This window comes from Clavibacter capsici (assembly GCF_001280205.1).
Lineage (GTDB): Bacteria > Actinomycetota > Actinomycetes > Actinomycetales > Microbacteriaceae > Clavibacter > Clavibacter capsici.
The window spans coordinates 990,796-1,004,243 of the sequence record NZ_CP012573.1; the positions used below are offsets into that span (position 1 = coordinate 990,796).

At 75.5% G+C, this 13,448-nt stretch carries 11 protein-coding genes; 4 read left to right on the forward strand and 7 right to left on the reverse strand.

What is annotated here, in order from left to right:
* Positions 1 to 10 precede the first annotated feature (10 nt).
* Both AES38_RS04755 and AES38_RS04760 read right to left on the reverse strand, forming a co-directional pair.
* The gene (locus tag AES38_RS04755; protein ID WP_053774010.1) at positions 11 to 2,485 is read right to left on the reverse strand and encodes a beta-glucosidase H; all 2,475 of its coding nucleotides are present in this window, start codon (positions 2,483 to 2,485) and stop codon (positions 11 to 13) included.
* 50 nt (positions 2,486 to 2,535) lie between these two features.
* Positions 2,536 to 3,813 carry an MFS transporter gene (locus AES38_RS04760; RefSeq protein WP_053774011.1) on the reverse strand — a complete coding sequence of 426 codons (1,278 nt, stop codon included), beginning with the start codon at positions 3,811 to 3,813 and terminating at the stop codon, positions 2,536 to 2,538.
* Positions 3,814 to 3,923: 110 nt separating this feature from the next.
* Here AES38_RS04760 and AES38_RS04765 point away from each other — a divergent pair, with 110 nt between their 5' ends.
* Positions 3,924 to 4,568 carry a TetR/AcrR family transcriptional regulator gene (locus AES38_RS04765; protein ID WP_053774012.1) on the forward strand — a complete coding sequence of 215 codons (645 nt, stop codon included), beginning with the start codon at positions 3,924 to 3,926 and terminating at the stop codon, positions 4,566 to 4,568.
* Between the two features lie 36 nt (positions 4,569 to 4,604).
* Here the strand turns inward: AES38_RS04765 and AES38_RS04770 are convergent, their stop codons facing one another.
* From AES38_RS04770 to AES38_RS04790, 5 genes are read right to left on the reverse strand one after another with little or no spacing between them, the layout of a single operon-like run.
* On the reverse strand, positions 4,605 to 5,912 hold the full coding sequence (locus tag AES38_RS04770) for a DUF58 domain-containing protein (protein ID WP_053774013.1): 1,308 nt from the start codon (positions 5,910 to 5,912) through the stop codon (positions 4,605 to 4,607).
* A gap of 14 nt (positions 5,913 to 5,926) precedes the next feature.
* On the reverse strand, positions 5,927 to 6,880 hold the full coding sequence (locus tag AES38_RS04775; RefSeq protein WP_053774014.1) for an AAA family ATPase: 954 nt from the start codon (positions 6,878 to 6,880) through the stop codon (positions 5,927 to 5,929).
* Positions 6,877 to 8,139 carry a DUF4350 domain-containing protein gene (locus AES38_RS04780; RefSeq protein ID WP_053774015.1) on the reverse strand — a complete coding sequence of 421 codons (1,263 nt, stop codon included), beginning with the start codon at positions 8,137 to 8,139 and terminating at the stop codon, positions 6,877 to 6,879. The genes AES38_RS04775 and AES38_RS04780 overlap by 4 nt, the downstream gene beginning before the upstream one ends.
* Positions 8,136 to 8,825, reverse strand: a complete 690-nt coding sequence (locus AES38_RS04785; protein WP_053774016.1) for a DUF4129 domain-containing protein — start codon at positions 8,823 to 8,825, stop codon at positions 8,136 to 8,138. Before AES38_RS04785 ends, AES38_RS04780 begins: the two co-directional genes overlap by 4 nt.
* Positions 8,822 to 10,069: a glycerophosphoryl diester phosphodiesterase membrane domain-containing protein gene (locus tag AES38_RS04790; RefSeq protein ID WP_053774017.1), complete on the reverse strand. Its 1,248-nt coding sequence runs from the start codon at positions 10,067 to 10,069 to the stop codon at positions 8,822 to 8,824. Before AES38_RS04790 ends, AES38_RS04785 begins: the two co-directional genes overlap by 4 nt.
* Before the next feature lie 121 nt (positions 10,070 to 10,190).
* On the opposite strand from AES38_RS04790, the gene mtrA reads away from it, so the two are divergent.
* From mtrA to AES38_RS16220, 3 genes are read left to right on the forward strand one after another with little or no spacing between them, the layout of a single operon-like run.
* A complete protein-coding gene (mtrA, locus tag AES38_RS04795) occupies positions 10,191 to 10,871 on the forward strand; it encodes an MtrAB system response regulator MtrA (protein WP_053774018.1) in 681 nt (226 codons plus the stop codon).
* Positions 10,872 to 10,875: 4 nt separating this feature from the next.
* Positions 10,876 to 12,246: a histidine kinase dimerization/phospho-acceptor domain-containing protein gene (locus AES38_RS04800; protein WP_256998860.1), complete on the forward strand. Its 1,371-nt coding sequence runs from the start codon at positions 10,876 to 10,878 to the stop codon at positions 12,244 to 12,246.
* Positions 12,243 to 13,433 carry an LpqB family beta-propeller domain-containing protein gene (locus AES38_RS16220; RefSeq protein WP_256998862.1) on the forward strand — a complete coding sequence of 397 codons (1,191 nt, stop codon included), beginning with the start codon at positions 12,243 to 12,245 and terminating at the stop codon, positions 13,431 to 13,433. The genes AES38_RS04800 and AES38_RS16220 overlap by 4 nt, the downstream gene beginning before the upstream one ends.
* The last annotated feature ends 15 nt before the right edge of the window (positions 13,434 to 13,448 follow it).

Sequence of the window (13,448 nt, forward strand, 5' to 3'; positions counted from 1 at the left end):
CGGGAGCGGGTCAGGCCGCCGGGTCCACCTCGGCCTCCAGCGGCGTCGCCGTCACCGAGGTGCCGACGTGCAGGCGGAAGGAGCCGGGCTCGCGCTGCCAGCCGCCGTCCCAGTGCTCGAACGTCCGCGCGCCGACGGGGACGTGCACCTCGGCGGAGGCACCCGCCTCCAGCTCCACGGACGCGAAGCCCGCGAGCCAGCGCACGGGACGGTCGACCGCGGATCCCTCGCGCGACAGGTAGGCCTGCACGACCTCCTTGCCCGCGCGGTCGCCCGTGTTCGTCACGGTGACGGTCGCGGTGATCCCGCCCGCGCCGTCCTCGGCGACCCGCAGGTCGTCGAGCGCGTGCGTCGTGTAGCCGAGGCCGTGGCCGAACGCGTAGGCGGGCGCGGCGCCCGAGCGGAGCCAGGCGCGGTAGCCGACGTGGATCCCCTCGTCGTAGACCACCTTCCCGTCGACGGGCGTGACGGAGCGGACGGGCACGTCCTCCTCGGTCGCGGGCCACGTGGTGGGGAGGCGGCCGCCGGGCTCGACGGCGCCGAACAGCACGTCCGCGAGGGCGCCGCCGAACTCCTGGCCGCCGAACCACGCGAGGACGAGCGCCTGCACGTCGTCGCGCCAGGGGAGGAGCACGGGGGATCCCGAGTTCACGACCACGACCGTGCGCGGGTTGGCGGCGGCGACGCGGCGCACCAGCTCGTCCTGGCGGCCGGGGAGCGCGAGCGAGTCGCGGTCGAAGCCCTCGGACTCGACCTGCGCGTTCGTGCCGACGACGACGATCGCGACGTCCGCGCCGGTGGCGGCCTCCACGGCCTCCTCCAGCAGGCGGTCGGGCTCCGACTCGTCGGCCTCGAGGCCCACCGTGATGCCGAGGATGCCCGCGAGGCCGCCCGGCATGCTGGTCAGCTCGAACTCGACCTTCAGGTCCACCGGCTGCCCGGCGACCGCGGCGACCGTCGCGGAGATCGACGGCGGCGACATGAGGCTCGCGCCGAGGTCCATGCCGACGGGCGCGGCGCCGTCCTCGCGGAGCAGCTCGCCGTCGGCGAGGACGCGGCCGCGGCCGGCGGCGCTGAAGCCGAACAGGACGTCGCCGGTCTCCGTCGGCGTCCAGCGGGTCGTGATCTCGATGACCGCGGCCGTGGCCGTGGGCGCGTCGCCGCCGAAGTACATGAGGGTCGTCGCCCGGCGGTCCTCCGCGAACACCTCGGCGCCGTCGGCGTCGAGGAAGCGCACGAGGGCGCCGGGCTCGCCCGACCGGGGGTTCCGGATCTCGGCGAGCGGCAGCTCCTGGATCCCCTTCTGCACCACCGCGCCGCGCGCGTACCGCACCTCGACGTCGTCGTCGAGGGCGTCGCGGATCCCGTCGAGCGGCGTCACCACGTGCTCGGGGATGACGGTCGCGCTGCCGCCGCCCTGCGTGCGCGCCTCGACGGCGTTGTGCCCGATGACGGCGACCGAGCGGAGCGCGGACGCGTCGAGCGGCAGGGTCCGGTCCTCGTTGCGCACGAGCACGGTGCCGGCGGCGGCGGCCGTGCGCGCGAAGGCCACGCCGTCCTCGACCGCCACGGGCGCGGGCGCGACGGCGTCGAAGCCCTCGAGCGCGCCGACGCGGGCGGCGAGGCGCAGGAGGCGCACCACCTTGCGGTCGACGTCGGACTCCGGCACGCGGCCGTCGCGCACGGCGTCGACGAGCGCGGGGCCCCAGGCGCCGTCCGGGCCCGGCATCTCGAGGTCCTGCGAGGCGCGCGCGGCGTCGACGCTGCGGACGCCGGTCCAGTCGCTGACCACGACGCCGTCGAAGCCCCACTCCGAGTTGAGCGGCGTCTCCAGCAGGTCGTTCTCGGTGGAGGTCACGCCGTTGATGGAGTTGTACGAGCTCATCACGAGCCAGGCGCGCGACTCGACGACGGCCTTCTCGAACGCGGCGAGGTACAGCTCGCGGAGCGCGCGCTCGGACACGACGCTGTCGGCCGTGAAGCGGTCGGTCTCGTACTCGTTGGCGACGTAGTGCTTGGGGGTCGCGCCCACGCCGTTCTCCTGCACGCCGCGGACGTACGCGGCGGCGAGGTCGGCGGTGAGCAGCGGATCCTCGCTGAACGCCTCGAAGTGCCGGCCGCCGTAGGGCGACCGGTGCAGGTTGATGGTCGGGCCGAGCACGACGTCGACGCCCTTGCGGCGCGCCTCGACCGCGGAGGCGCGGCCGTAGCGCGCGGCGATCCCCGTGTCCCAGCTGGAGGACAGCGCGGAGGCCGACGGGAGGTTGAGCGAGGGCGAGCGCTCGTCCCACACCTCGCCGCGCACGCCGCTCGGGCCGTCGGAGACGAGCATGCGGCGGAGGCCGATGCCCTCCACGGGCCACGTGGTCCAGAAGTCGCGGCCGGTGATCAGCTGCACCTTCTGCTCCAGCGTGAGCCGGGAGGCGAGCTCCTCGAGCGCGGCGGTGTCGGGGTCGAGCGGGGTGGGGGAGTCGTGCGGGTCCATGGGTGCTCCTGGGGTGGCGTCGGGTCGGGCGGCGGATGCGGGGTCGGCGGTCATCGGACGCCCTTCACGCGGAAGGCGGCGGCCGCGCCGAGGACCCCGGCCGCGGCGCCCGCGAGGAAGAGGCCCGGGTAGCCGAAGGCGCCGACGACGCCGCTGGCGGCGGTGGGCACGAGCGACTGCGGCAGCGCCTGCGCGATGTTGACGACGCCGAGGTCCTTGCCGTTGTCGGCGTCGCTCGGCAGCACGTCGGTGATGAGCGCGAGGTCCACCGCGTAGAACGAGCCGATGCCCGCGCCGATGACGAGCTGCGCGGCGTAGACGACGGCGAGGCTGGGGGCGAGGGCGAGGATCACGAGGCCCACGACCGCGACGAGCGCCGCGACGGCGACGAAGACCTTGCGGCGGCCGAGCCGGTCGCTCAGCCAGCCGGCGACGAAGGTGGTGGCGACCACGCCGACCACGTTGAAGAGCGTCGCCATGAACACGGCGTTCGCGACGTCGGCCTCCGCGACCCCGAGGTCGTCGATGAGGTACAGCGCGAGGTAGTTGGTGGCGGTCACGGCCGAGGCGGTGAGCAGGAAGCGCATGAGCCAGGCCCAGCCGAAGTCGGGGTTCCGGCGCGGGTCGAACACGAAGGACCCGAGGAGCTCCTTCACGCTCAGGCGCGCGGTCGGCCGCTCGGCGAGCACGCGGTCGCGGAACACGAGCGCGAAGGCGACGACGACGATGACGCCGATCGCGCCGGGCACGAGCACCTGCTGCGTCGTGGTCGTGAACAGCTGCACGATGAAGGTGCCGACCACGAGCGAGCCGTTCTGGGCGACGCCGACGGCCGCCGCGACCCGCCCGCGGTTGCGGGGGCGCGCGGAGTCGGCCATGACGGCGATGAGCGCGGCGATGGCGGCGTTGAAGCAGCCCTGCACGAGCATCCACGCGCCCACGAGCGCGAGCACGGTCGTCGCCTGGGTCAGCAGGAACAGCGCGCCGTAGCCGAGGACGACGCCGCCGATGATCCACGGGCGGCGCATGCCGAACCGGCCCGGCGTGCGGTCGGAGAGGCGGCCGGCGAGCGGGTTCACGATGAGCGCGACGAGCGCGCCGAGGCCGAGCACGAGGCTGAGGGTGCCGGCGGTGCTGTCGGGCGCGACCTCGGCGACCTTGAGCGCGAGCGACACGATGATGGGCGGGAGCAGCGCCACGAAGAGGCCGAGGAGCGCGATGGGCATCCCGATCTCGGCCCGGCGGGATCCGGGTGGGCGCTCGCCCTCCCGTCCGGCGCGGACGCGCGACGCGTCCTCGGTGTGCTGCTCTCGGACTGCGTCGGCCACGGTGCCTCCTCGTTCGGGTCCGCCCTCGTCGGCGGCTCGGCACGACGGTAGCACGCGAAACCCACCGTTGGTAGGTATTCGGTCCCTCCGCGGATCGCTAGGGTCGAGGCATGGCAGGGGCAGAGGGTCCGCGGCGCTACGCCAAGGGGGCGACCCGCCGGCGCGAGATCCTCGAGGCGGCGCTCGCCCTCATCGCCGAGCGCGGCTACTCCGCGTCATCGCTGCAGGAGATCGCGGACGCCGTCGGGATCAGCAAGGCCGGCGTCCTGCACTACTTCGACTCGCGTGAGGCGCTCATCGCGGCCGTGCTCGAGGAGCGCGACGCGGCCTCCGCGGCGGACTACCGCCGGGCGCTGCCGGACGCGGACCCCACGGACATGGTCGGCATGCTGCTGCGCGCGAGCGCCCACAACGCGGAGACGCCCGGGCTCGTCGCCCTGTACTCGCGCCTCGTGGTGGACGCCGCCGGCGCCGACCACCCCGCGCACGCCTACATCGCCGGGCGGTACGCGCGCGTCGTCGACGCGGTCGCGGACCAGGTGCGCGCGCTCGACGTGGAGCTGCCCGCGGGGCTCGACGCCGACTCCTTCGCGCGCCTCGCGGTCGCGGTGAGCGACGGGCTGCAGCTGCAGTGGAGCTACCGGCCCGAGATCGACATGCGCGACGCGCTCGAGCGGGCCATCCGCGCCCTGAGCGGCGGGATGCTCCCGCTCCCGGCGGCCGATCCCGCTGCGCCGGCCGCGGCGCGCGCCTGAGCGGCCGGTCCCCCCCCCGGCGTCCCGCGCCCGGCGTCAGAGCCGGCCGGTGGCCTTCAGCTGGATGTAGCGGTCGGAGAGCGCGGGCGGGAGGTCGGCGGGCGCGCCCGTGACGACGTCCGCGCCGAGCCGCCGGACGGCCGCCTCCACGCGCGCCACGTCGAGCAGCGCGCGCTCGGCGGCGGCGGCGCGGTAGACGGCGGCGCGGCCGGAGCGGTCGGCGGCGCGCTCGGCGAGGCCGGGATCCACCACCGCGGCGACGAGCACGTGGTGCGTGCGCGTCAGCTGCGGCAGCACCTGGAGGAGCGCGCGCGAGCTGCCGGGGGAGTCGACGGCCGTGAGCAGCACCACGAGCGAGCGCTGGGACACGATGCGGCGGACGAGCGCGGGCACGGCGCTCCAGTCGGTCTCGAGGAGCTCGGGGTCCACCGGCGCGAGCGCGTCGACCATGCGCGAGACGACGTCGCCGCCGGATCCCGCCCGCACGCGCGCCCGGACGCGGCGGTCGTGCGCCACCATGTCGACCCGGTCGCCCGCGCGCGTGGCGAGCGCGGCCAGCAGCAGCGACGCCTCGAACGCGGTGTCGAGCCGGGTCTCGTCCTGGATCCGGCCCGCCGCCGTCCGCCCCGTGTCGAGCACGAGCACCACGCGCCGGTCGCGCTCCGGCCGCCAGGTGCGCACCACCACGTCCTGCCGGCGGGCGGTCGCGCGCCAGTCGATGGAGCGGACGTCGTCCCCGCGCACGTAGTCGCGCAGGCTGTCGAACTCGGTGCCCTGGCCGCGCACCATCAGCGCGGTGCGTCCGTCGAGCTCCCGCAGCCGGGCGAGCCGCGACGGCAGGTGGCGGCGGGAGCGGAACGGGGGCAGGACCCGCACGGCGCCGGGGGAGAGGAGCGTCGCCTGGCGCGCGGCGAGGCCGAGCGGGCCGGCGGAGCGGATCGTGACGCGCTCGGTGCGGCGCTCGCCGCGGCGCGTGGGCGTGAGGGTCAGGCGGATCGCGCGGCGCTCGCCGGCGGGGATCCGCACGCGGTCGCGCGTGGAGGACGCCCCCGCGGACGGCTGCCAGGCGTCGCGCACGACGGCGCGCAGCGCGCGCGTCCCCCGGTTGGTCACGAGGAGCACGCTCTCGCCCTGCTCGTCGAGCCGGATCCGCGCGGGCAGGACCCGCTCGAGAGCCACGGCCCGCGGGCTCCCGGCCAGAGCCAGGTCGAGCGCCAGGAGCAGGGCGACCAGGAGGATCCACCCCCCGAGGAGCGCGTACGCCGCGTCCGACCCGTCGCCGAGCGCGACGAGCGGCACGATCCCCAGGAGGAGGAGCGCGACGGTCCGCCCGGTGAGGGCCATCTAGCGGCGCGCCACTAGATCGGCACCTGCACCTGCGCCATGACGCCGCGGAGCACGGCGTCGACCGAGACGCCCTCGAGCTCCGCCTCGGGCCGCAGCGCGATGCGGTGGCGCAGCACCGGCAGCACCATCTCCTGCACGTGGTCGGGCGTCACGGCGTCGAAGCCGCTCAACCAGGCCCACGCGCGGCTGGCGGCGAGGAGGCTCGTGGATCCGCGCGGCGAGACCCCGAGCTGCACCGACGGCGAGCGGCGGGTCGCCCGCGCGAGGTCGACCATGTACGCGAGCACGTCGGCGCCCACGCGGACCTCGCGGACGGCGGCCTGCGCGCGATGCAGCCCGTCGGCGTCGAGGACGGGACGGACGCCCGCGGCCTCGAGGTCGCGCGGGTCGAAGCCGGTCGAGTGGCGGCGGAGCACCTCGACCTCGGCGTCGCGCTCGGGCAGGTCGAGCACGAGCTTCAGCAGGAAGCGGTCGAGCTGCGCCTCGGGCAGCGCGTAGGTGCCCTCGTACTCGACGGGGTTCTGCGTGGCGGCGACGAGGAAGGGATCCGGCAGCGCGTGGCTCTCGCCGTCGACCGTGACCTGCCGCTCCTCCATCGCCTCGAGCAGCGCCGACTGCGTCTTCGGCGGCGTGCGGTTGACCTCGTCGGCCAGCAGGATGCTCGTGAACACCGGCCCGCGGCGGAACGAGAACGCGCCCTCGCGGGAGTCGTAGACGAGGGATCCGGTGATGTCGCCCGGCATGAGGTCGGGCGTGAACTGCACGCGCGCGGTGTCGAGGCGGAGCGCGTGGCTGAGCGAGCGGACGAGGAGCGTCTTCGCGACGCCGGGCACGCCCTCGAGGAGCACGTGGCCGCGGGCGAGGAGGGCGATGATCATGCCGGTCACCGCGCCGTCCTGCCCGACGACGGCCTTCCCGACCTCGGTCCGGACGGCGAGCAGGCTGGTGCGGAGGTCGTCGGTCATGGATCCATTCTCCTGGTCGGGTCGGTCGGGTCCGCGGGGTCGGCGGCCCGGGCGACCCGCCGCTCGAGCGCGGCGAGGCGCCCGGCGAGGTCGACGAGGTCGCGGTCGGTGCGGGGGCGGGCGTCGAGCAGGAGGTCGCGGATCGCGGCCGGGTCCTCGGCGAGCGCGGCGGCGGACGCGGCGACCACGTCGTCGACGGACGAGAGACGGCCGAGCGCGAGCGTCGTGGCGATCCGGTCGACCGTGCCGATGCGCAGCGCGTCGAGGGCGTGCCCCCGCGCGTCCGCCCGCTGGTACAGGCGCGCGCGTCCCTCGGCGGTCTCGTCGGCGCGGACCACGACGGGCAGCCGCTCCACCACGAGCGGCCCGAAGCGGCGGCCGCGCCACACGGCGGCGGCGAGGGCGGCGGCGCCGATCAGCAGGATCGCCGGGGTGACCCACCCGGGCGTCAGCTCGCCGAGCGTGGGCGGCGCGTCGCCCGCGGCGTCGTCGGGCGACGGCGTGTACCAGACGAGCCGCGGCCGCTCGCCGAGCACGCCGAGCGCGAGGGCCGCGGATCCCTGCTCGGCGATGCGGTCGTTCGTGAGGATCGGGTCGGCGCCGAGGACCGTCACGGTGCCGCCGGGCAGGACGGCCGACGGCACCTGGAGGAGCGCGAAGGCGTCGCCGGTGTCGTCGGGGAAGCACGTGACGGCGGTGGACGCGTCGTCGCCCACGTAGCGGAAGACGGGCGCGTCGTCGGGCACGGAGCCGGCGGCCCGCGCGGCGGGCAACGGGCAGTCGGCGTCGAGGGCGCGGTCGGCGGACTCGGCCGCGCCGCCCGCCGCGACGTCGGGCGCGATCGCCCGCAGCGCCCGGAAGTCGGGGGCGAGGATCACGGTGCGGGGGGAGAGGCGGCCGACCTCCGCGAGCCGGTCGTCGTCGAGCCGGTCGGACGTGGGGCCGAGCACGAGGGTCGCGTCGTCGGCGTCCCCGACGGCGGCGCGCGCCTCGGCGAGCGTCGAGGCGAGCGTGACGTCCACGCCCCGGTCGGCGAGCACGCGCGCGAGCGCCTGCGTGCCGGAGGGCGCCGGGTCGTCGGGGGCGAGCGGCTCGCCCTGCCGCGCGGCGCCGCCGACCGCGAGCGAGGCCACCGCGACGAGGACGGCGAGCGCGGCCAGCGCGATCCACGTGCCGGCCCGGCGGAGCGCCTGGCCGGGAGTGCGGGTCTCGGACGGCGCGACGTCGGCGCGCGCGGGAGCCGGCGCCGGCGCGCTCACGCGGCCCCCGCGGCCACGGGCTCGTGCCGCACGGGCACGGCCGTCCGCAGCTCCTGGTCGAGCGCGTCGAGGCGGTCGACCATCTCCTCCGTGCCCGGGCGCCCGAGGTACCGCACGGCGTCGAAGTCGTCGGCCGCCGCCAGCAGGCGCGCGGCGTGGCCGGGGTGGGCGGATCCGGCGCGCCGGGCGAAGCCGCGGGCGGTGGTGCCGGGATCCACCGCCACGATCGTGCGCTCGGCCTGGTCGCGCGCGATCGCCCGGAAGAGGTCGGACGCGGCGGCGGTGAGGTCGCCGGCGCTCCGTGCCGCGGCGGCCGCGCGGCGCAGCTCCTCCGCCGAGCGCCGGTCGTCGGATCCGAAGAGCCCGTCGCCGTGCTGGGCGGCCCGGCGCCTGCGGTCGCGGCGCGGCGCTCCGAACACGAGGAACGCGACGACGACGGCGGCGAGCACGAGCGCGCCGATCACGACGGGCGCGAGATCGACGAGGCCCCCGCCCGCGCCGGTGAACAGCCGGGCGAGCCAGCCGCCCACGGCCTCGGCCGCGAGGTCGAGCGCGTTCGGGCGGGCGGCCTCGTACTCGGGCTTCGCGAGCTCGTCGAGGAGGAGGCGGCGCGCGTCGTCGGCGTCCGGATCCAGCGGGACGGCGGCCGCGCGTGCGAACGCCGCGAGGAGGACGGCGCCGGTCACGCGCGTCCCGGGCCGCCCGCGGGCGACCGGTACGGGTCGCGGGCGTCGGGCCCGGTGGCACCGGGTGCGCCCGCCGCGCGCTCCTCCGCGAACCGCGCGAGCTCGAGGTCGAGGCCCTCGCGCCGCATCCGCAGGTCGATGTAGACGATGGCGGCGTTCGCCGACGTGACCACCCCGCCGACGCTGCCGATCACGACGCTCACGACGACCGTGAGCAGCTGCGTCGCGAGGTAGAAGAGCACCGAGGCGTCGAAGGCCTGGAAGTCGAGCTCGCCGTTCGGGAAGAGCAGCGTCTGCAGGATCGAGGTGAGCAGCGTGAGCGGCACGGTGACGACGTTCGTGGCCACCCAGACGATGGCGCCGGTGAGCAGCAGGATCCCGAGGACGCGCCAGAACGACCCGACGGTCAGCGACCACGACCGCCGCGCCGCCGCGAACGGGCGCATCCGCTCGATCACGATGGCGCTCGGCACGAGCGCCAGGCGCGTGGAGACCCAGACGGCCACGACCACGAGGCCCATCACCCCGAGCACGCCGACGAGGATCCCGACCGCGACGCCCGCGCCGCCCGCGAGCACCAGGAGCGCGACGACCCCGGCGAGCACCGCGAGGACGAGGGTCCAGGCGGCGGTGAGGAAGAGGCTCCACAGCACGAGCGGCCCGAGTCGCGGCCGCGCCAGGCGCCACAGCGCCCGCATGCGGAGGCGCTCGCCGAGCGTGCCGCGGGCGACCTCGCTCGCGACCACGCCCTGGAGGAACGACGACGCGACGATCGACAGCACGAGCGTGACGATCGTGGTGATGACGACCGCGGCGACGCCGCCCGCGATGATCGGCCCCTGGTCCGCCTCCCGGGCGGAGAGGATCCGCGAGATGACGAAGCCGGACACGCCGCCGACGAGCACGAGCGTGACGACGCCCACGAGCCCCTGGATGAGCAGCGCGCTGCCGACCGTGGGGCCGGGGTTCCTGCGCAGCGCCTGGAACGAGCCGGCGAGGATCGCGCCGAGGCCGAGCGGCCGGAGCGGGAGGAGGCCGGGCTTGGGCGGCGGGGTCCAGGCGGGCGCGGAGCCCCAGGCGGGCGCGGGCGGGTACGGCTGGCCGTGGCCGGGAGCGGGGACCTGCGCGGGACCCGCCGGCGGGCCCGCGACGCCGGCGCCCTGGCCCCGTCCGTCCGGATCCGGGGATCCGCCCTGCCCGGAGGACGCGCCGCCCGGGGCCTGCCAGCTCTGGTCATCGGTCACAGTGAGCCAGCCTCCCACAGGCGCCCCGCGAAGTCCCGCGCCCACCGGGCGGCGCGTGCCCGGCCGATGCCGCGGATCCACCGGCTACCCTGGGGGTTCCGAGGACAGGGAACCCCGCTTCATGACAGCACGGATACTGGTGGTCGACGACGACACCGCGCTCGCCGAGATGATCGGCATCGTCCTCCGCACCGAGGGCTTCGAGCCCTCCTTCTGCGGGGACGGCGGCCAGGCGCTCGCCGCGTTCCACGAGGGCAAGCCCGACCTGGTGCTCCTCGACCTCATGCTCCCCGGCCTCGACGGCATCCAGGTGTGCGACCTCATCCGCGCCGAGTCGGGCGTGCCCATCATCATGCTCACCGCGAAGTCCGACACGGCGGACGTCGTCAAGGGCCTCGAGTCCGGCGCCGACGACTACATCGTCAAGCCCTTCAACCCGAAGGAGCTCGTCGCGCGCATCCGCACGCGCCTGCGTCCCACGGCCGCCGCCTCGCCCGGCCTCCTCCAGGTGGGCGACCTCGTGGTCGACGTCGAGGGCCACGAGGTGCGCCGCGGCGACGTGCGGATCAACCTCACGCCCCTCGAGTTCGACCTCCTGCACGCGCTCGCCAGCCGCCCGCAGCAGGTGTTCACGCGCGAGATGCTGCTCGAGCAGGTCTGGGGCTACCAGTACAAGGCCGACACGCGCCTCGTCAACGTCCACGTGCAGCGCCTGCGCGCGAAGGTCGAGGACGACCCGGACAACCCGCGCATCGTCATGACCGTCCGCGGCGTCGGCTACCGCGCGGGGGCCGCGGCCTAGCCCCATGCGCCCCCTGCCCGTGTGGCTCGTCGACTGGAGGTCGTGGCCCCGACGCCTCGTCCGGATCTGGTCGGTCTCCCTCCAGTTCCGCACCGTCCTCATCACGGTCGCGCTCTCGGGCGGCACGGTCCTCCTCATCGGCGTGCTCATGACGCAGAGCATCTCGAGCGACCTCTTCCGTCAGCGCCTCGACACCGTGCTGCAGCAGTCGAACAGCGCCACCAGCCGGATGCAGGAGCAGTTCACCTCCTCCGACGCGTCCGACCAGACCGAGCTCGAGCAGCTGCGCACGCAGGTGTTCGACGAGCTCCGCGGCAGCGCCATCAACCTCTCCGACTTCGCCTTCCGCCGCACGCCCGGCACGGAGGCGCGCAACGTCCTGCAGAACGCCTCCACCGCCGACTACGTCGACAGCCTCCTGAGCGCCGACCTCCGCCGCGCGGTCGGCGAGGGCACGGGCACGCAGCAGTGGCAGTCGGTCGCGATCCCGGTGGGGGACCAGGGCCGGACGAGCCCCGGCATCGTCGTCGGATCCAGCATCGACATCCCGTCAGCCGGCCGCTACGAGCTGTACCTCGTCTACGACCTCGGCGACATCCAGCAGACCCTCGACTTCGTGGCCGGCACGATCCTCCTCGCGTTCCTCTTCCTCATCGTGCTGATCGGCGCGATCGCCTGGCTCGTCGTGCGCCTCGTCGTGGCGCCCATCCGCGTCGCCGCCGACACCAGCCAGAAGCTCGCGGCCGGGCAGCTCGAGGAGCGCCTGCCCGTCAAGGGCGAGGACGTGATCGCGACGCTCGCCCGCTCGTTCGTGATCGCGACGCTCGCCCGCTCGTTCAACGGCATGGCCGACTCGCTGCAGACGCAGATCACGCAGCTCGCCGACCTCTCGCAGCTGCAGCAGCGCTTCGTCTCCGACGTCTCGCACGAGCTGCGCACGCCGCTGACCACCATCCGGCTCGCGGGCGGCGTCCTCTACGACCTGCGGGAGGACTTCAGCCGCCGCGGCCGCCCGCAGCGCGAGCTGCTGCACACGCAGGTGGAGCGGTTCGAGACCCTGCTCGCCGACCTGCTGGAGATCAGCCGCTTCGACGCCGGCGCGGTGGACCTCGACCGAGCCGACGAACCTGGTCCGGCTCGTGGAGGACAGCATCGAGGAGTTCGAGGGCCTCGCGGCGCAGAAGGGCTCGGAGCTCCGGCTGGTCGCGCCGGCGGCTACTTCGACGCCGAGATGGACGCGCGCCGGGTCCGTCGCATCGTCACGAACCTCGTCGGCAACGCGGTCGACCACGGCGAGGGCCGGCCCATCGTGATCACCGTCGACAGCGACCGCGACGCCGTGGCCCTCGCGGTCCGGACTACGGCGTCGGCATGACGCACGAGGAGATGGGCCACGTCTTCGACCGGTTCTGGCGCGCGGATCCGTCGCGCCAGCGCACCACGGGCGGCACGGGCCTCGGCCTCGCCATCTCCCTGGAGGACGCGAACCTGCACCACGGCTGGCTGCAGCTGTGGTCGCGCCGGGGAGGGGTCCTGCTTCCGGCTGACCCTGCCGCGGCGGCCCGACGTGCCCCTCGAGAGCTCGCCGTCGCCCTGCCCCCGACGACCCCGCAGACGACCACGCCGACGAGGAGCGCGCCCGTGTCCCCCCCCACCCCTGATCCGCGCCGCCGTCCCCGCCGCCGCCCGGGTGGCCGCCGTCGCGCTCGTCGCGGCCTGCGCGATCCTCCTCGCCGGCTGCGTCTCCATCCCCTCGGGCGGCCCGGTCACGCGGGCCCCGCCGTCGTCGCCGACGAGTCCGGCGTCAGCTACCAGCCCGACGGCCCGCAGGACGGCGACGGCCCCGACGACGTCGTGGCGGGCTTCGTCGACGCCGCCACCAGCTCCGCCGACCAGTACGGCGTCGCCCGCCAGTTCCTCTCCTCCGACTTCGCGTCCCGGTGGGACCCGTTCGCGAGCGTCGTCGTATGGGAGGGCCAGCCCGAGACGTCCGAGGAGGTCGACGGCACGTACAGCTACTCGGTCACGACCATCGCGACGGTCGACGGCCAGGGCCACTACCGCGAGGTCGGCAGCGACCAGGAGACGCGCCTGGCCTTCCAGCTCGTGCAGGAGCGCGGCCAGTGGCGCATCGCCAAGGCGCCCGACGGCATCGCGCTGCGCTCCACCTACTTCCGCGAGATCTTCAGCGCGCACGCCCTCTACTTCTTCGACCCGACGTTCTCGTTCCTCGTGCCGGACCTCCGCTACTTCGTCACGCGCGCGTCCCAGAGCGTGAGCACCCGCATCGTCAAGCTCCTGCAGGGCCCCTCCCCGTGGCTGTCGCAGCCGGCCGTGGTCACGGCCTTCCCCGAGGGCACGCGCCCCGCCGTCACGACCGCGGCCGGCACGCCGCAGGTGGACCTCTCGACGGAGGCGCGCGCGGCCGACGGCGTCACGCAGCAGCGGATGAAGCTCCAGCTCCGGCAGAGCCTGTCCGCCATCCCGTCGGTGCTCGACGTGCAGATGCTCGTCGACGGCACGCCCCTGACCGTCGCGGACCTCGGCGGGCGCGGCCGGTGAAGGACCCGCAGTCGG

Coding starts and splice junctions, on each gene's coding strand:
- AES38_RS04775 (WP_053774014.1), bottom strand. CDS start 6,880: ATGACCGACGACCTCCGCACCAGCCTGCTCGCCGTCCGGACCGAGGTC.
- AES38_RS04770 (WP_053774013.1), bottom strand. CDS start 5,912: ATGGCCCTCACCGGGCGGACCGTCGCGCTCCTCCTCCTGGGGATCGTG.
- AES38_RS04800 (WP_256998860.1), top strand. CDS start 10,876: ATGCGCCCCCTGCCCGTGTGGCTCGTCGACTGGAGGTCGTGGCCCCGA.
- AES38_RS04755 (WP_053774010.1), bottom strand. CDS start 2,485: ATGGACCCGCACGACTCCCCCACCCCGCTCGACCCCGACACCGCCGCG.
- AES38_RS16220 (WP_256998862.1), top strand. CDS start 12,243: ATGACGCACGAGGAGATGGGCCACGTCTTCGACCGGTTCTGGCGCGCG.
- AES38_RS04765 (WP_053774012.1), top strand. CDS start 3,924: ATGGCAGGGGCAGAGGGTCCGCGGCGCTACGCCAAGGGGGCGACCCGC.
- mtrA (WP_053774018.1), top strand. CDS start 10,191: ATGACAGCACGGATACTGGTGGTCGACGACGACACCGCGCTCGCCGAG.